This window comes from Chryseobacterium sp. CBSDS_008 (genome assembly GCF_049959325.1).
Classification (GTDB): domain Bacteria; phylum Bacteroidota; class Bacteroidia; order Flavobacteriales; family Weeksellaceae; genus Chryseobacterium.
The window spans coordinates 4,656,739-4,674,563 of record NZ_CP188202.1; the positions used below are offsets into that span (position 1 = coordinate 4,656,739).

The following is a 17,825-nucleotide window of genomic DNA, read 5'->3' on the forward strand; positions in this document are numbered from 1 at the left end:
TTAAAAGCCTATTTATGCAATTGAAAAATTTAATATATCATTATTATATAGTACCTTTGCACACGAAATTTAAAGAGTTTAAATATTAATTCATACTCAATACGGAGTATTAAGAAGACAAATTTATGAGTATACCTCAAGCGTTTACAGAAATGATTACTCTTGCAGATGGCAGAGAAATCACTATTGAAACAGGGAAATTGGCTAAACAGGCTGATGGATCTGTGGTAGTAAAAATGGGTGGAACAATGCTTTTAGCAACTGTTGTAGCCAATAAAGAAGCCAATCCTGGTGTAGATTTTTTACCATTAACAGTTGATTACAGAGAAAAATTCTATGCAGGTGGAAGAATTCCTGGAAATTTCTTCCGTAGAGAAGCAAGACCTTCAGATCAGGAAATTTTAACAATGCGTTTGGTGGACAGAGTTTTACGTCCGCTTTTCCCTGAAGATTTCCATGCTGAAGTTCAGGTGATGATTTCATTAATTTCTTATGACGGAAAAACAATTCCTGATGATTTAGCCGGTTTGGCAGCATCTGCAGCTATTGCTATTACAGATATTCCTTTCAACGGACCCATGTCTGAAGTAAGAGTTGTAAGATTTGACGGCGTGCTTTCTGTCAACCCAAGTTATGAAGAATTGAAAAGTTCTGAGTTAGACATCATGGTTGGAGCTACTAAAGACTCCATCGTAATGGTAGAAGGAGAAATGAAAGAAATTTCTGAGCAGGAAATGTTAGAAGCTATTAATTTTGGTCATGCTGAAATTAAAAAGCAAATCGAAGCTCAGGAAAGATTAGCAGAAAAAGTAGGAAAAGCTTTCCCTAAGAGAGAATATTCTCACGAAACTCATGACGAAGAAATTCGTGAAAAAGTGTGGAAAGAAACTTATGATAAAGTATATGAAGTCGCAAGAACTCCATCTGGAAAAGAGGAGAGAGCGGAAAAATTCAAAGCGGTTCGTGAAGAGTTTTTAGCTCAATATGCTGACAACGAAGAAGAACTGGAAAGAGTAACACCTTTCGTAAAAGTATATTACCATGATGTAGAAAAAGAAGCAATGCGTCAGATGATCCTTGAAGACAATATCCGTCTTGATGGCCGTGATCCTCAGACGATCCGTCCAATCTGGTCTGAAATTGATTACCTTCCGGGAGCTCACGGTTCTGCCGTATTTACAAGAGGTGAAACTCAGTCTCTAACAGCAGTAACTTTAGGTTCTGTAAAGGATGCCAACATGGTAGACAGCGTAATTACGCAACACGACGAAAAATTCTTCTTACATTATAACTTCCCTCCATTCTCTACAGGTGAAGCAAGGCCTCTAAGAGGAACTTCAAGAAGAGAAGTAGGACACGGTAACCTTGCTCAGAGAGCATTGCAGGCTGTTATTCCTGAGGAAAATCCATATACCATCAGAATTGTTTCTGATATCCTTGAATCAAACGGTTCATCTTCGATGGCAACAGTTTGTGCAGGAACATTAGCATTAATGGATGCAGGGGTACAGATTACAAAACCTGTTTCCGGTATTGCAATGGGATTGATCACAGATGCAAAATCAGGTAAATTCACGGTACTTTCTGATATCTTAGGAGATGAAGATCACCTTGGTGATATGGACTTCAAAGTAACAGGTACTGCTGATGGTATCACAGCTTGTCAGATGGATATTAAAATCCAGGGACTTTCTATGGATATCATGGAGAAAGCACTGATGCAGGCTAGAGACGGAAGATTACACATCTTAAATAAAATTACTGAAACTATTTCTGAACCAAGAGCAGACGTGAAGCCTCACGCTCCGAAAATGGTGGTTATGGAGATTCCGAAAGACTTTATCGGAGCTGTAATCGGGCCTGGAGGAAAAATTATCCAGCAGATGCAGAAAGATACGGATACCGTTATTGCTATTGAAGAATTGGGTGAGATCGGACGTATCGAGATTGCAGGAACTGACAGAGAGAAAATCAATGCTGCTGTTGCAAAAATCAACGAAATTACTTTTGTTCCGGTTGTAGGTGAAGTTTACAAAGGTAAAGTAGTGAAAGTAATGGACTTCGGAGCTTTCGTAGCAATTGCTAAAGGAACAGAAGGACTTCTTCACATTTCTGAAATTGAGTGGGCTCGTCTGGACAAAGTTCCTTATGCTGAAGGTGATGAGGTAGAGGTGAAGTTCATGGGTTACGATGACCGTAAGAAAATGAAGCTTTCCCGTAAAGTTCTTTTACCAAGACCTCCAAGACCGGAAGGACAAGGCAGACCGGAAGGGCAAAGAAGACCAGAAGGGCAAGGAAGACCAGAGGGACAAAGAAGACCGGAAGGGCAAAGACCGCAGGGTGAAAAGCCACAAGGCGAAAGACCAGTGGAAAACGAAACTCCTTCTAATGAAGCTTAATAAGATTTATTCTTAAACATAAAAAATCCCTCAATTTTTGAGGGATTTTTGCTTTTTATGTCATTGTGAAATGCATAGCATTGAAGCTATCCCACTTTTGGAAATGTAAAGGAAAATTTTGAGATTGCTTCGCCTTCGGCTCGCAACGGCTATAGGAACTAACTTCCCACTCTCTGCTTCAGATGGTTTCATTAATAACGGAAGAAATAGTGTGATCATCACCGTTTTTAATTAATTTTAAATAACAAAAAATTAAAATCATGGCTTACAGTACAGAACTTGCCGACCGGGTACGTGAACGGCTTTCCATTGAAAACAATATAGAGATCGAGGAAAAGAAAATGTTCAGCGGACTGTCTTTTCTGGTGAACGGAAAGATGTGCATCAATATCAGTCATGACAACCTGATGTGCCGCTACAATCCCGAACTGGAAGATGAGGTTTCGGAAAAAAAAGGCTTTCTGCCGATGATCATGAAAGGAAAACAGCTGAATGGCTATTGCTACGTAGAACCCAGTGGTTTTAAAAAAACAGATGATTTTGAGTACTGGATCAAGATCTGTCTTGAGTATAATCCGATGGCGAAGGCTTCGAAGAAGTGAGCTGTTGGGTTTGAGGGTAGGAGAGTGAGAGGGTTTGAGAGTGGGAGAGTTTGAGAGTGGGAGCGCTGAAGTTTAACAGTCCCACCGTTCATAACTCATTATTTATAAATCATCATCGTACAGTTTTTTCCTTATTTCAACTAGTATTTTTGTTGTTTTTTCTAAATCTGGAGAGTCGGGAAGATTGGAGGTGGGATAATGGTTTTCTATTGATTGTATCAGGGTTTCTGCTTTTTTCATAACATTTTCATAAGACTGATTTCCTGCTTTGATATCTAATAGTTCGTCCCGGTTTTCTACACGAATCGTCAGTGAACTGGTTTTAAAAATCTGTTCGCAGGACTGTAGCAGCCGGATAGTGTGCATCATATTCTTGCTGTCATAATTCTGACCGTGGGTCTGATTAACATTGTAACGATCTTCATTGCGCTCAGCCACCCATTTCCAGTATTCCCTGTAGTCTTTGCAGTAAACAGAGTAGGCATCCAGATTGCAGAATAAATAAGCAATCGGTTTTTCATTTTTAGAAACTGATGATACGGAAACCTGATTGGCTTCTTCATTCTGAATAATTCCTTTATATCCCAATGTTCCCGATTCATCATAAAAAAAAGCATACATTCCCTTTGTGTGATCAATGTTTATTAATCCGCATTTTTCCTGTGATAGACCATCCTCATGCAGCCATTTTTTTAAGGGTACAGAACCCTGTCCATCAAGGATAAAGCAGAAATCCAGGATCGATTTTCTTTCTTTATCAACAGGATTTAAAATCTTTTTATTGAGACCTTTAGCCTTTTTAATCTGCGAAACAGCGTAGCCTGCAAAGGTGTCTTTGCATAATTTTGACAGGAAGTCTTCAGTTTTCAGCAAATCCATCAACGGATGTTTGTATTGAATACAATCTTCCGGACTTGCCAGAATTTCCAGAATATTGGGATTATTTTTCTGAAGCAATTCTACAAACCTCCCGATTTCATAATACGTAATATCATTCGTTTCATTAGAAATCTGCGGAATATAGTTCAGTCCAAAGAAATCTTCCTTCGGCAGATAATACACCCCACGGATATCGGTATCAGAATTCTCTGTTGCCAATCCAAAAGCACGGCTTCCGGAAATGGTTTCGAAGAGAAGGAGGTTTTTGTCTTTTAGTGATTCTATAGTTAACATATTTCCATCATTTTGTCATAATGCGTTTTTCCTCCAATGTTTTCAAATATCATTTCAAAACTCTTTAATGCAATGTCTTTAGGTTCTTCAGATATTCTAGTAAAATAAATTTCGTCATTTATCGAAACTCTGTGACTTTCATCCTGCATCTGTGAAATTAATGCAGTTATAATTAAATTTTCTGAGCTGTCCTCAGGGATGTCATTTTTGAGTTCCCATAAATTTACATCATCTATTAATCCCATAAAGTTAGCATAGCTTTCAACTATTCTACGCATATTATTCATTAGTGCTATAGAGATTTTATCAGAAGTTTCTTTTTTTATTTCTTGCCATAATAGATGATAATCATTAAATGCAATGTTTTTATAGTTCTCTACTCTTTCAATAATTGATTCATTATCGACTTTTTTTATATTAAAATATGATGTTGAACAACATATTCTTGCACCGAACGCTAAAGATACTTCCTTATAAAAAAAAATATTATGTGTTAATATAAAAACTTGTTCTATACTTTCATTTTTTAATTGTTCTATTAATTTATTACCATCCTGATCCCTTCCAGTACCTTTTTTTGCAATCAACCTTCTTATCAATGTTGAAACAAAGAATAATACCTGACTATCCATACTTGATACAGGATCATCAATAACAATAATTTTCTTTTTTGTAGAATTTTCTGAATCATTACTTCCTAAACAAAGTTGATAGAAATATAAAAAAGCTATAAAATTCTTTTCGCCTTCACTTAATGTTTTAAAAACATGTGTTTCAAAAGTTTCTTCTTCTCTTAAAATAAAATATTTTGTAATATTATTTTCGGATTCTTTTTTCTCAATTTTAAATCCTCTGAAATTATTTTTTAATAATAAATCATTAATATTATCTATTGCTGTTTGAGTATTAACTGTTTGTGTCTGCCATTCTCTTACTTTTTCTATGGACAATGTTATATTATCTTTTAGTACGATTAATTCCTTTTTAGAGGTATCAATTTCTAACTCATAAGCTTTGTCTTTTGTCAGATAATCAACTATATTATTTTTTACTTGGTCAGCTATATAATTCCAAACATCATTTTTTAATTCAGATTTATTTTGCTTTATATTGTCTACTTCTAAATTGTGATTATGGATAATAGAATTGATTTCATCAACTAAATCTTTTAAATTACTGATAGATTTTATTTGTTTCCTTTCATTAGGTTTCTCCAATTTTTTTTGAAATTCAGTCTGATTACTAAATGAAACTTTTTGTATTATATTTTGTAATTTCAAAACCTTTGAAGAGACAATTTTCTGACTGGAAATAGATTGTAATTCCAAATCAAAAGCTGAAAATGCACTATTATAATCTGAAAAGACCTGCTTTATTCTAGTTAATTTTTCCTCTCTGGTTGTATCAAAGTATTTTTCAAATTGATTCAATAAATTTTGCGTTATTGTTGGTTGGTGACAGAATGGACATTGTTGATTATCAGCTTCTTTATTCAAAAATGAAATTCCTTGTTCAATCCAAGAACTATTATTTAGTTTTTCGATCAAAGGTGCAATTTCAACATCATTACTTCCAACTATTATTTCACTAAGCAATTCATTTATATTACTTTCTAAATCGATAATTTTTTGAAATGTTTCTAAAGAAAGAGTATTGTTAATTTTTATTAATTCCTCTACATGGAATTTATTATATTTTTCTGTTAAGTAAGTAAGACTTTTTACGTTGAAAGTATTTTTATTTTTATCTAAAAGTGTTTGAAAAAACGTCTCTCTTCTTGATCCCAAATCAATCTTATTAAAGTCTTTTTTAAACTTTCTATTATAGTTAAAACAAGTTTCCCAAATAGACTCTTTAAGCTGCTCTCTTTGTTTTATTAGGTCTTCAATATTTTCTTTCTTGGTGTCATATGTAACTTTTGTTGTAAAAATTAATTCGTTTTCGTTTTTAATTTTTTCTTCAATTTCTTCATTCTTTTCATCTAATGAAAAAATGCCATCCAAATCTTCTTTTGTATAAAAGTTCCTTTGTATAAATTCCTGATCAAAAACTAAAATATTTTCATTAGCTCTGTCAAAATTTTCTATAGAACAATGAGAGAAAGGTCCAATTAATGGATCACTTTTGGAAAATTCATAAAAAAGCCTTGCGATAGTAGATTTTCCACAACCATTATTCCCAAAAAAGAAATTTACTTTTTTTAGGTCATTAACTTCAACTAAATTTTTATAGGTTGCTATGCTGTTTAGTTTAATTTTTGTTATCATGAATTTTAGTTTTGAAAAATAAAAAATAGCTCTAGGTAAATATACTTCGAATTAAATCAAGATAAATTACGGGTTTCCTTACTCTCTAACATTTCTCCAAGATCTCTCTAAAAATCCTCTCCATCTCACCTTTATCCGCCTTTCCTCCAGACAAATTCTTCGATTTTTCCTCATTCTCAGCTATCGTTTTCTCAAGAAAATCAAACAGTTCCCAATCGTTCGGATGGTAGTAAGATTCTCCTTTAGTTGCTTTTAAGGCTACGAGTTCTTCTATTTTTCGTCTGGTGGCATCATCTGTTAAAACAAGCAGATCACTGAACAATACAGGCGGAACCGTTCCTTTTTCTATGATCCATTTTCCGGTGAGGGTGGTTCGGAGGCAATAAAAATAACTTTTTAATTTTACTTCATCACTTCTGCAGGCTTCCAGATATTTCTTGCTCATGCTCAGATAATGGTAAGAGACTGCGACCGGAGAAAAGGAGGCATCCGCCAATGGTCTGAACAATTCTACAAACTTTTCATCCGCTTTATAAACGATAGGAGAGTAGAACCAGCTCAGCAAAGCCGCATTCGATTTCAGCAATAGGTGAAAGGTCTTTCGCAGATCCCAGCCGGAGCCGTCCAGATCATCTTCTGTGATAAATTCTATCGTCTCATCCTTATCCCAGGGAGAAAGGTACCAGTCTTTATCATGACGGTATATAAAACGGATATCATAATCACTGTCAGGAGACGCAAAACCCCACGCGCGGCTTCCTGATTCTACCGCAAGAAGGACTTTTATGCCCCGACTTGCCTCCACTTCTTTTATCTTTTCAAGTATTTTTGGTGTCATTGTTTTTGATTTATAATGCAAAGTAAAAGATGAAGTGCGCAATATACTCGCGTAGTTATTTTGAATTACAGAAATTTTTAAAGAATGGAAGATAAATGAATACTGCAGACCAAATTCTTCTTTGACCTTTGAAAATTGTGCGTTAAAAAAATAAATTGTGTGAACGTTAAGAAAATTCTCGTGTCTGAGTGCGACAAAAATATCGATACAAAAAAACAATAATGAATTCGCACGAGTTTAGAATTTTTAGAGAACACATTTTATTTTTAGCTCAATTTTCAAGGTCTTGACCTTTTGTTTCTTTTGTGTCAAGACAAAAGAAAAAGACTCATTGAATTTTACTAATATTGCACTTTTCCATTTAACATAACTATAAACATCCATGCTATCATCAGAATTACAGCATAAAATAGATTTTAAAACAAAACCATTAGGTGCATTAGGACATCTTGAACATATTGCCCACAAAATCGGAATGGTTCAGAAGACGACTTTACCCCAGTTATTGAATCCTCATATGGTGGTCTTTGCGGCCGATCATGGGATTGCCACCGCAGGGGTAAGTGCCTATCCACAGGAAGTTACTTATCAGATGGTGATGAATTTCCTGGGTGGCGGTGCAGCCATCAATGTTTTTTGCAGACAAAGTGCTATTACAATTAAAATTGTAGATGCCGGAGTGAATTTTGATTTTCCGGAAGGATTGAATCTGATCAATAAGAAAGTCAGAAAATCCAGCCGCAATATCCTGGAAGAACCGGCCATGACCTATGATGAATATCAGCAGGCACTTGAAAATGGAAAGTCTGTGGTTAATGATATTGCTAAAAAAGGCTGTAATATTATTGGTTTTGGAGAAATGGGCATCGGGAATACATCCGCTTCTTCTTTGATGATGAGCAAACTGTTTGACATTCCGATCACCAATTGCATCGGCCGAGGAACCGGACTGAATGACCACCAGCTGCAGAAAAAAATCCATATTTTAACAGAAGCTATAGAAAAATATCCGGCCGAAATGAATGAGGATGAAATTGTCCAGACCTTTGGCGGATTAGAAATTGCCCAAATGATCGGAGCTATAGAAGAAGCTTATCACCACAATATGCTGATCATGGTAGACGGATTTATTGCCACGGTAGCAGTAGCGACAGTCTGGAAAAAGAATCCTGAAATCCTGAATAACTGTATCTTCTGCCATGTAAGCAATGAAAATGCCCATCCTCAGCTGCTGGGGCTGATGAGAGAGAAAGCGATTCTTAATCTTGATCTGCGCCTGGGTGAAGGAACGGGTTGTGCATTGGCCTATCCGGTTATTCAAAGTGCGGTTAATTTCCTTAATGAAATGTCAAGCTTTGAAGATGCAGATGTATCCAATAAAAACTAAATGAAAGCTTTAAAAAATGAACTGATCTATTTTGCAACCGCACTCATGTTTTTTACAAGAATTCCGGTTCCGTTTATCATTCCGTACTCCAGCGGGATTATGAACAGATCTCAAAAATATTTTGCCTGGGTTGGACTGGTCATAGGATTCATCAATGCAGCTGTTCTTTATCTTTCTGCATTGCTTTTTAATCTGGAGATTGGAATTGTTTTAATGATGATTTCCAGTGTCTTACTGACGGGAGCTTTTCATGAAGATGGGTTTACGGATATGTGCGACAGTTTCGGAGGCGGATACGGGAAAGAGAAAATCCTGACTATTATGAAGGACAGCCGGGTAGGAGCGTATGGAACCATCGGGATTATCTTGCTTTTTGCTTTGAAATTTTACAGTATCCAGGCTTTGGGAGCAGTTGATCCACTGAGGGTTTTAGGTATTGTTATTTTAGCTCATACGGTAAGCCGGTTTATTTCAGGGACAATGATTTATACCCATCAATATGTCACTGATATTGATGTCAGCAAATCAAAGCCGCTGGCGAATAAACCATTGGATAAAACAGCTTTGCTGGTGGGGTTTATCAGTGTTGTAATTGCTTTCGCCCTGATTCCCGACTGGCGGCTGATTTTCGCTTTTGCACTGGCGTATGCAGGGAAAATGTATATGGGCTGGTATTTTAAAAAACATATCGGGGGCTACACAGGAGATTGCCTGGGAGCTGTGCAGCAGGTGTGTGAAGTGTTGTTTTACTTGGGAACAATGATCGTATGGAAATTCATTTAATCCGTCATACTGCTGTGGAAAATCCCGGAAACCTGTGTTACGGGTTTGCCGAAATGCCTTTAAGGAAGGATTATATTGAAGATTTTAAGACACTTGATATAGATCATGGTTATGATGGGATTGTTTCGAGTCCTTCTCAGCGTTGCCGCCTTTTAGCCGATTATTTTAAATTTGATTATCAGACAGATGAAAGGCTTCGCGAAATGAATTTCGGGAACTGGGAAATGAAAAAATGGACGGATATTCCCGAAGAAGAAATAAACCCCTGGTACAACGATTTTATTAAGGTAAAAGCTTCCGGCGGCGAAAATCTTCTGGAAATGCAGATCCGTGTCCTCAGTTTCTGGAAAGAATTGATTCAGAAAAAAGATATAGAAAAAGCACTCATCGTCACCCATGCCGGAGTCATCCGTCTGATTCTTCAGGCCGTACTCCGGTTTCCGCTGGAGAATATGTTCAGTATTCAGATCGATTATGGGAAAAAGACAATTGTAAATGTTAAAAACGAATTGCTTTTAATTAAAAATATAAATATATAGAATGGTTCTGATACTTTTTATAAAAAAACCGCTTAAACAGCGGTTTTTGTATTTTAAAATCTTCTGAAAGGTCTTACCCTGACCATGTTGTAATCTTTGGTGTAGTTCCACATATAACCAGCATAGCCATCCAGGATTCTTGCTTCATTGATACCTGACATCTCGGTAGAGCTCCAGTAGTACTTTTGAGAGACATCATTCCATGGGTTTGATGCAATATTGTAAACATTCTTAGAGCTTTTATAGAACGCCATCAGTTCTTCTTCAGATGGTAAGAACCAGTTGCCAATGCCATTTACCGTGTAATTTGCACATAACCTGGCGGCGCAGTTCGCATCTGAACACTGGGAAATAATTCTTGTGGTATTGGCAGGCCCTGATCCCATTACAGCCTGAGTCTGATTGATGATGTTAAATGGACATCCCCATCTGATTTTATCAGAGCCATTATAAGTAAGGTTGGCAGGAGCAGCTTCCAAATATCTCCAGCCGTCCGTAAACTCTCCTTTGTCATAAAAGATATATCCTCCTGAAGCCCCGATAGCACCCGCTGTTTTAAATGTTTTTTCGTCCGAATAATATACCTGTGCACCTTCTTTTACATATGATCTTACATAATAAGTGGTGTTTGGAAGTAATGCTGTGGCTTCCAGCTCATATGCTGAATAACTATTAGGATTTGATATTTTGATGATTTGCCCGTTTGAAATATTCACGCCAGTACTGGTTCTGTAACAAAATCCTTTCTCATCAGGATAAAATGCTTCAAGGTAATTCACCGAAATATCGTCAGTGCTTAAAGTGGCTGATGTTGTATAGATCGCTTTAGCCATTTTGAAAGTAATATCCATTTTTGCAGGAGTAACGAATGTGACATTATCACCATAAATAATATCCCCGTTATTAGCTGCAACATAGGCTCTTACATAATAAGTGGTTGATTTTTCAAAATCCGTACTGTAAGTTGCAGTAAGCTGATAATCTCCTGTTGAGTTGGTATATTCTTCAATCAGTTTTGAATTGCTGATGGTGGGGTTGATATTTTTGCCCCAGCAAAAGCCACGTCTGGAATATCCCGAACCGGAGGAAGTTACCGTTCCTGCAAATTTGAATTGTGCATTGCTGAAACTAGGTTTGCCGGTTACCACTTTTGGAGAAGCGCTGACATTGTTGGTTGTACCATTGTCATCATCCCTGCTATTGTCTGATCCGCAAGAAGCGAGCATAAGGGATAGGAAGAAAAATAAAAAATTTTTCACGAATAGATCTTTTTTCATAAATGTTTGTTCTTTTCGACTATTAGTTTTATAAATTTAAAGTTGGCAAATATATAAAAAATAATGACATTATTTGAAAAGAGTTATATACTTGTTACTGAGATGCTTTATTTGCTGAGTTAAGAAATAAAACGCCATCCGATTTAATCAGATGACGTCATGGAATTTATTTAAAAATCCTGATAAAACTATCTTTTTCCAGGCTTTCCAGTGAGAAATCAAAATCAGCTTCTGCTTTTTCTGTAGTGATCTCAGCACCCAGCTCTTTTACAAGATCATTGAAAGACATCGCTTGGTACCATTGCTGATACAAGGCGCTTGTTGCCATCATGGAAACCTGGCTATTTCCTGAAACATGAGAATGTCCGGCTCCGAAATTCAATAGTACGAAACATTGCTTTTCGTTTTTTGTCACCAGCATTCCCAGAATCATCTGCTTCTGAACAGAATTACATCTGGCTTCAGCAAAGAGATGGTTGGGATTCATCATATAATCGTAGGAAATATGGTCACCCTTTCCGATCACGATTTTATATCCACAGTTAGCATCTCCACTGAAAACGTTGTTCATGACAAGTGTTGGAGCACAATGCCCTTTGTCGGCATAAAGATATTCAACAGCACCGTTGGGAGCAGAAGTCATATCTCCGGAATACATCAATTGTCCGTCACCATGATTATAAGCAGCATTCCAGCCTATTTTTCCAGCGATATTCAATCCCGAAAGGTCAAGGTCATTAGCACCCCATTGATCTTCCCAGTAAATACCTACCGCCAGTCTTTCTCCATAAAAACGCGTTCCGGTAGGAATGTTTCCGACAAACATTTTTTCAGATGTCGGTAATGCAAATTCTACATTCTCCGGGAAATAGAATTTCTTTCCGGAAAGGTTTTCGTACTTCAGTTTCAAGAAATCCAGAATGAAATCATAGTTGAACTGATTCACATAAGTTTCCTTACCTTTTTTAGTCCACGATTTTCCGTTTCTCACTCTGTAAACAAAGGTATCCTGACCATACATTCTTGAGTAGCAGGCTGACAATGCCTTGAATAACGCAAACGGTGTCGCATTTTCCAGCCAATGCCAATCACTGTTTTCCAGTAATGTATTCGTAGCATCGTTCAATGGATTTGAAATTAATGGCTTATGATTTACTTTAGAAAGCTTCGAAATTTTATTAACCGCTTTTGGGGCTCTGTTTTTATAAGCAAGGAATAATGGCTTAAATCTATTGAAAATTTCTGCCAGTTTTTCCAGTCCAAAACTTTCAAACAGATAAGTCGGATTAAAATTACTTTGCTTGATTAAATCAATCAAATCATCATTTTTGATTAAAAGCGTTGTATTGGTAGTTTTATAAATGACATAACGGAAAAACTCAACAGGATTTTCTGGATAGATCTCGTATAGATCAGCTATTTTTATGACCGCTTCCTTATTTCTGATATTTTCTTTCCCTGTGAAATCATATTCCAGTTCCGTATGCAGGATATGCAGCAAATCATCAATGGTTTCTTCTTTCAAAGCAATCCCTGATCTTAAAAGAGCAAGACATTTTTCCTGCATCTCTTCTACAGAGTAGGCTTTGATGACTTTAAAAACCAACTTTATTTCAGGAACATTCAATATTTCAGCAGGAATATATATTTCACTTTGGAAATCGCTTCCGTACGTTGAAATATAATGTTCGATCTGTTCAAAAAATAAATCAATTCTGGAAGTGTTTTTTATTTTCGCCCAGGATTTATGGAAAGTTTTATTCAAATCATTTCCATTTAGTTTTTCATTTGCATAATAAGAGATGATCTCATTTTTTGCCCATACAGCAGCCGGTTCAATGATAAATCCGTCATTGGAAATAAATGGCTCTGTATTCGATTCTTTAGCCAATACCGCATTGAATAGTTGTAGTGTTTTCATTGTTTTAGTTTTAAAAATAAGTGAGGAGTAGATTCATTAAAAGTGAAGGGTATAGGAACTCCTTTTACCTATATTTTATAAAAAGCGGGGAGTAATTTATCCAAAAAATATAGGAACTCCCTTTGCCTTATAAGTTGTAAAAAAGCGGAAAGTAAATCTGGAAATATAGGAACTTTCTGTGCCTTTCTTTAAAAATAACTTTTTTAGTGCCGTGAAATTTGGGCTATTGTTTTTATTTAAACCTTACGGGTTTCTAAAACCCGTAAGGTTTGGATAGCAAGCAAGTTTTTAAATAATAAAAAATTATGCTTTTCTGAATTTCTTCTTTTTCTTCCATGGAGCATTCTTTTGCACATCTCCGGCCATAATACATCCGTAAGGCATCACTTCATCCAGAACTTCGCAAAGTCCGTACTCTTCTATCTGTGCTCTTACATTCTTCGCACTTTTATAAGCGCTTGGAAGCTCGGAAATATCTACTTCATTGGAATAGAAACGGATATCCAATCCTGCTGTTTCCTCATTGAAAATTTCTTCGGTTGTTTTATGTGCCAAAGATCTTTTATGCTGGCTTCTGCTGAAATTTCTTCCGGCCCCATGCGGTGCAAAACCTAAGTTTCTTTCATTTGTGGTTCCCTGAACAATCAGTACCGGTTCTGCCATATTCAGCGGAATCAGTCTTGGCCCTGTAATATCAGGAATGAATTTATCATCCAGTGGAGTAGCTCCTTTTGCATGATAGAACAGGTCTCCATCTTTGAAAACGAAGTTATGTTCATTCCAGTATCTGTTTTCTTTCTCTATTTCCAGCTTGTTCAGCACGGCATCGTGAAGAGAAGTATGGTTTTCTTTTGTCCATTCTCTGATCAGCTGCAACGCTTCCCAATAGGATTTACCTTCTTCTGTATCATAAGGAATCCAGGCATTTTCTCTCAATGTTTCAGGAGAGATTTCCTGTCTGAAACGGTTGGCAACCTTCATCCCTTTATCGTATAAAGCTGCTCCCGGAGCTCTGGATCCGTGGTGCGTTACCATCAAGGTATTTCCTGTATTTTTGGAAATTCCAACGAAAAGGAAGTGGTTTCCGTCGCCCTGAGTTCCCATATGAGAACGGGCAATACTGATCAGTTTTTCATCATTTAAGAATTCATTTTCTCTGAAAGCATCCATCAGTTCCTGAGACATCGGCATCTGTTCTCCTCTTGGCCTTCCTCCATATCCGAAATGAGTAATAGAATGCGCAGCATCCAGAACATCTTTAGGATTTGTTTTTCCAAAATCCGTCAGCATCACAGAACAGCAGATATCTGCGCTATGGAATCCCGGATGGATGGCATTTTTTGCAATTACCACACCTCCTACCGGAATCTGACCTTCGGGACCTGTAGGACAGGCATCCGGCATTAAAGCTCCGCCAATCAGCGTAGGGGTTTTCATAAGAACTTTCATGGTTTTGATTACTTTTTCCACATTATCATTTTCACTTTCGTGCTCTGCACGTATATTGATCATAAAATCTTTAGCCGTTTCATGAAGCGGAATACTATCAGGTTGTTTGAACTGTACCAGATATTCTGCGATCTGATGTTCATCCAGAGTATTCTCGTTGATATAGCTAATGGCATCTTTAAACCATTTTGCTGGTCTATATCCTAATTCGATTAAATGATTTCCATTAAATTCCATTTTGTTTCATTTTGATAACGCAAAGTAATTACCTTATTGCGCAATAGTTTTGCGTAGATAAGAAATTTTAATTATTTTTACAAAAAGTTTGTTAAAAGAGAAAAAAGCTCATTAACAGACTCAAAAATAGTATATAATTAAAAAACAAGGCTCATGGTATTATTAGAACAACTAAAACATTTCCCGGAAACCATCCAGTTTAATGATGTTATCACTTATATTGATGAACATTATGAATTTACTCCTACCGCTTTTCAGAACGGAGATACTACAAACCAGGCCGGGCAGAACAATGGCTCATGTAAAGTTTTCAGCTTCGCAAGCATTCAGGATCTGACGAAAGAAGAAACGCTTTGGCTTTTTGGTGAATTTTACAGGGATGATGTTTTGAAAAAACCGGAGGGAACTGATCATCAGAATATCCGGAACTTTATAAAATACGGCTGGGAAGGAATTACTTTTGATGGTAATGCTTTGAAAGAAAAATAATTTTAAAAGCATATTTACTTATAAAAACACCCAATCATTAAACACTAAGTATGTCATCCAATAAAAATGCCCTCATCCGGTATAAAACATTAGATAAATGTCTTAAAAACAAATACAGGAAGTATACGCTGGAAGACCTCATTGATGAGTGTTCGGAAGCGTTATTTGAATTTGAGGGTAAAGAATCTTATGTCAGTAAGAGAACCGTGCAGCTTGATCTTCAGAATATGCGGAGTGAAAAATTCGGATATGAAGCCCCTATTGAAGTCTACGAAAGAAAATACTACCGTTACAGTGACCCGGAATACAGCATTCATAATATCTCTGTGAATGAAAGCGACCTGAAAGCAATGAACAATGCGGTTCAGATCTTAAAACAATTCAAGGACTTCTCTATGTTCAAAGAGATGAACGGGGTCATCCAGAAGCTGGAAGACTCTATTCATGCCACCAGCCAGAAATCCATCATTCATCTGGATAAAAATGAACAGCTCAAAGGATTGGAGCATATTGATATTCTGTATGAAAGTATTGCCAATAAGAAAGTGCTCAATATCCTTTACAAAAGCTTTACAGCAAGAGAATCCAATATCTATACTGTACATCCGCAGCTGCTGAAGGAATTCAATAACCGCTGGTTTCTCATCTGCCTTTACAAGCAGAAAATGTACAATCTGGCACTGGACAGAATGGAACGTATAGAAGTGAATGACAATCTTCAGTATATCGACAAAGATCTGGATGGAGATGAATACTTCAAAGATATTGTCGGGGTTACAGTGTCAGAAGGAATTACCCCTAAAAATGTTGTTTTCTGGGTAGATTCAGGAAATGCTCCGTATGTGAAGACAAAGCCGCTGCATAAAAGTCAGGAGATTATCAGGGAAGATCATAAAGGCACATTATTTAAAATATGTGTTCAGATCAACTTCGAACTGGAAAGGCTGCTGCTGGGATTCGGAGACTCTCTGGTTGTTTATAAACCGCAAAAGTTAAGAGTAAAAATGGAAGAAAAGTTCAATGCTGGATGTGAAAATTATCAGAATTTAATTGTTCCTGATTAAAATTATTCTATCAATGTAAATAAGCCATTTACAAACGATGATAAAAGATAATTTAACCCGTTGTGCATTTTAAATAATACTGACTTTTAAGTTATTGATATTTCGATTGAAATAGGCTTTATTGATGAATTGTACAACGGTTAAAGCCGTTATTTTAGCTAATATCCTGGTTTTAAATCCATCAAAACTCTTTGCATAATTACGTCTAATCATAAATTGGTCACATAATTGCGAAAACAGGGTCTCGATCCTCTTTCTCTGTTTTTTGAACAAATAAAATTGAGGTCTGTAATCTTTCTGATTCAGTCTTCTAGGCGTTTCTAATTCTATATTTGCATAATTGAACAAATCAATTTGAATTTCAGATGACAAATATCCTTTGTCTCCGAGTAATGTACAATCTGATAATTGCTCTTTAATATCTTTTAAATAGTGAATGTCGTGAACAGAGGCTGGACTTAAATCTATACTTTGAAAAATACCACTTATGGAACAAACCGCATGAAGTTTGTAACCATAAAAATGCATTTGCTGAGAGGCACAAAAACCTCTGTTTGGATAACAATATTCAGCATCTTTACAAATTTTCGAGGTGTGGCTTCTGGAAAGTTTGCAAACTTCTACAGGCATACTATCAATGATGAAGAACTTCTCATATTCATTAAAACTTATGGCTAGTTTCATTCGTATTTCATTAATCTTAGTAGCCAATCTACGTTTGCGCCGATTGTAGACACTTCGATCTATTTTTTGCCCAATTGTATCGGGAATATGTCGAAAAAGATGATTTTCACTATCAATACCCATAAATTCAGCGGTTAAGGCAAGACTAATCAATTCCAAATCCTTTAACTTGGGAACTCGTCTTTGATAAGACAGTAGATTCTCATTTGATATTTTTCGTAAAACTTCCAAAATCCTTTCGTAATTTGCATTCAAGTTGTTCATTGTAAATGTTTTATTGCTAATACATTTTACTGATTTTCAATCAAATGAACAACTTTTTCTCTTTTAATTCATAATGCACAACGGGTTAATTTAATGTTAGAATTCCATCTTGGCTTGGAAATTGTATTATTTGTAAGCACAAAATTATATGTATGAAATCAAGAATATTTAAAGCATTAATTGCAATCTTAGCACCTATAGCAATAGAATATATTGTTAAAAAAATATCTGAGAAACTTGATAAAAAGGAAGATCAGAAAGAGAAAGAACCAAAGCAGATTACGGCTTAAACGTAAAGTAGTTTAAATTTAAAATTATTGAAAAGAGACTGTCATCAATAGGCACAGTCTCTTTTTTGTTTTTGAACCACGCCGTTAAAAATTCTTTGCATTTTCGCCACCTCTCCGGAGGAAAATTTTTGTAGGAACATTGGTCAGTATTATATTTTACAT

Annotated in this window: 15 protein-coding genes; 8 read left to right on the forward strand and 7 right to left on the reverse strand. The window is 36.1% G+C overall.

Going from position 1 to position 17,825, the window contains the following annotated elements:
- Positions 1 to 125: 125 nt before the first annotated feature.
- Complete coding sequence (locus tag ACP3T3_RS21100; protein ID WP_426477672.1) at positions 126 to 2,399, forward strand: polyribonucleotide nucleotidyltransferase; 2,274 nt, start codon at positions 126 to 128, stop codon at positions 2,397 to 2,399.
- A 260-nt stretch (positions 2,400 to 2,659) separates the two neighbouring features.
- On the forward strand, positions 2,660 to 3,001 hold the full coding sequence (locus ACP3T3_RS21105) for a TfoX/Sxy family protein (protein WP_426477673.1): 342 nt from the start codon (positions 2,660 to 2,662) through the stop codon (positions 2,999 to 3,001).
- Positions 3,002 to 3,103: 102 nt separating this feature from the next.
- On the opposite strand, the gene ACP3T3_RS21110 is transcribed toward ACP3T3_RS21105, so the two are convergent.
- The 3 genes from ACP3T3_RS21110 to ACP3T3_RS21120 form a co-directional block, all read right to left on the reverse strand.
- Entirely contained in the window at positions 3,104 to 4,174 is a 1,071-nt protein-coding gene (locus ACP3T3_RS21110) for a nucleotidyltransferase domain-containing protein (RefSeq protein ID WP_426477674.1), read from the reverse strand.
- Positions 4,168 to 6,441, reverse strand: a complete 2,274-nt coding sequence (locus ACP3T3_RS21115; RefSeq protein WP_426477675.1) for an AAA family ATPase — start codon at positions 6,439 to 6,441, stop codon at positions 4,168 to 4,170. Before ACP3T3_RS21115 ends, ACP3T3_RS21110 begins: the two co-directional genes overlap by 7 nt.
- Before the next feature lie 85 nt (positions 6,442 to 6,526).
- Entirely contained in the window at positions 6,527 to 7,279 is a 753-nt protein-coding gene (locus ACP3T3_RS21120; RefSeq protein WP_426477676.1) for a nucleotidyltransferase domain-containing protein, read from the reverse strand.
- Positions 7,280 to 7,661: 382 nt separating this feature from the next.
- Between ACP3T3_RS21120 and cobT the strand changes: the two genes are divergently transcribed.
- Genes cobT through cobC form a run of 3 tightly spaced genes read left to right on the forward strand, consistent with a single transcriptional unit; the run spans position 7,662 to position 9,988 of the window.
- Positions 7,662 to 8,666 carry a nicotinate-nucleotide--dimethylbenzimidazole phosphoribosyltransferase gene (cobT, locus tag ACP3T3_RS21125; RefSeq protein ID WP_426477677.1) on the forward strand — a complete coding sequence of 335 codons (1,005 nt, stop codon included), beginning with the start codon at positions 7,662 to 7,664 and terminating at the stop codon, positions 8,664 to 8,666.
- Complete coding sequence (locus ACP3T3_RS21130) at positions 8,667 to 9,449, forward strand: adenosylcobinamide-GDP ribazoletransferase (protein WP_426477678.1); 783 nt, start codon at positions 8,667 to 8,669, stop codon at positions 9,447 to 9,449.
- Positions 9,434 to 9,988, forward strand: a complete 555-nt coding sequence (gene cobC / locus ACP3T3_RS21135) for an alpha-ribazole phosphatase family protein (protein WP_426477679.1) — start codon at positions 9,434 to 9,436, stop codon at positions 9,986 to 9,988. Before ACP3T3_RS21130 ends, cobC begins: the two co-directional genes overlap by 16 nt.
- Before the next feature lie 53 nt (positions 9,989 to 10,041).
- Here cobC and ACP3T3_RS21140 read toward each other — a convergent pair whose 3' ends face one another.
- The 3 genes from ACP3T3_RS21140 to ACP3T3_RS21150 all read right to left on the reverse strand — a co-directional run bounded on the left by ACP3T3_RS21140 (position 10,042) and on the right by ACP3T3_RS21150 (position 14,872).
- Positions 10,042 to 11,265: a hypothetical protein gene (locus tag ACP3T3_RS21140; RefSeq protein WP_426477680.1), complete on the reverse strand. Its 1,224-nt coding sequence runs from the start codon at positions 11,263 to 11,265 to the stop codon at positions 10,042 to 10,044.
- Positions 11,266 to 11,431: 166 nt separating this feature from the next.
- Entirely contained in the window at positions 11,432 to 13,186 is a 1,755-nt protein-coding gene (locus ACP3T3_RS21145) for a hypothetical protein (protein WP_426477681.1), read from the reverse strand.
- A 303-nt stretch (positions 13,187 to 13,489) separates the two neighbouring features.
- Positions 13,490 to 14,872, reverse strand: a complete 1,383-nt coding sequence (locus ACP3T3_RS21150) for an RtcB family protein (protein ID WP_426477682.1) — start codon at positions 14,870 to 14,872, stop codon at positions 13,490 to 13,492.
- A 153-nt stretch (positions 14,873 to 15,025) separates the two neighbouring features.
- Here ACP3T3_RS21150 and ACP3T3_RS21155 point away from each other — a divergent pair, with 153 nt between their 5' ends.
- Positions 15,026 to 15,361, forward strand: coding sequence for a HopJ type III effector protein (locus tag ACP3T3_RS21155; protein WP_426477683.1), 336 nt, complete (start codon positions 15,026 to 15,028; stop codon positions 15,359 to 15,361).
- 50 nt (positions 15,362 to 15,411) lie between these two features.
- The gene (locus tag ACP3T3_RS21160; protein WP_426477684.1) at positions 15,412 to 16,425 is read left to right on the forward strand and encodes a helix-turn-helix transcriptional regulator; all 1,014 of its coding nucleotides are present in this window, start codon (positions 15,412 to 15,414) and stop codon (positions 16,423 to 16,425) included.
- 69 nt (positions 16,426 to 16,494) lie between these two features.
- On the opposite strand, the gene ACP3T3_RS21165 is transcribed toward ACP3T3_RS21160, so the two are convergent.
- A complete protein-coding gene (locus ACP3T3_RS21165) occupies positions 16,495 to 17,373 on the reverse strand; it encodes an IS982 family transposase (RefSeq protein ID WP_426477685.1) in 879 nt (292 codons plus the stop codon).
- Positions 17,374 to 17,525: 152 nt separating this feature from the next.
- Here ACP3T3_RS21165 and ACP3T3_RS21170 point away from each other — a divergent pair, with 152 nt between their 5' ends.
- Positions 17,526 to 17,663, forward strand: coding sequence for a hypothetical protein (locus ACP3T3_RS21170; protein ID WP_164723343.1), 138 nt, complete (start codon positions 17,526 to 17,528; stop codon positions 17,661 to 17,663).
- Positions 17,664 to 17,825: the final 162 nt, after the last annotated feature.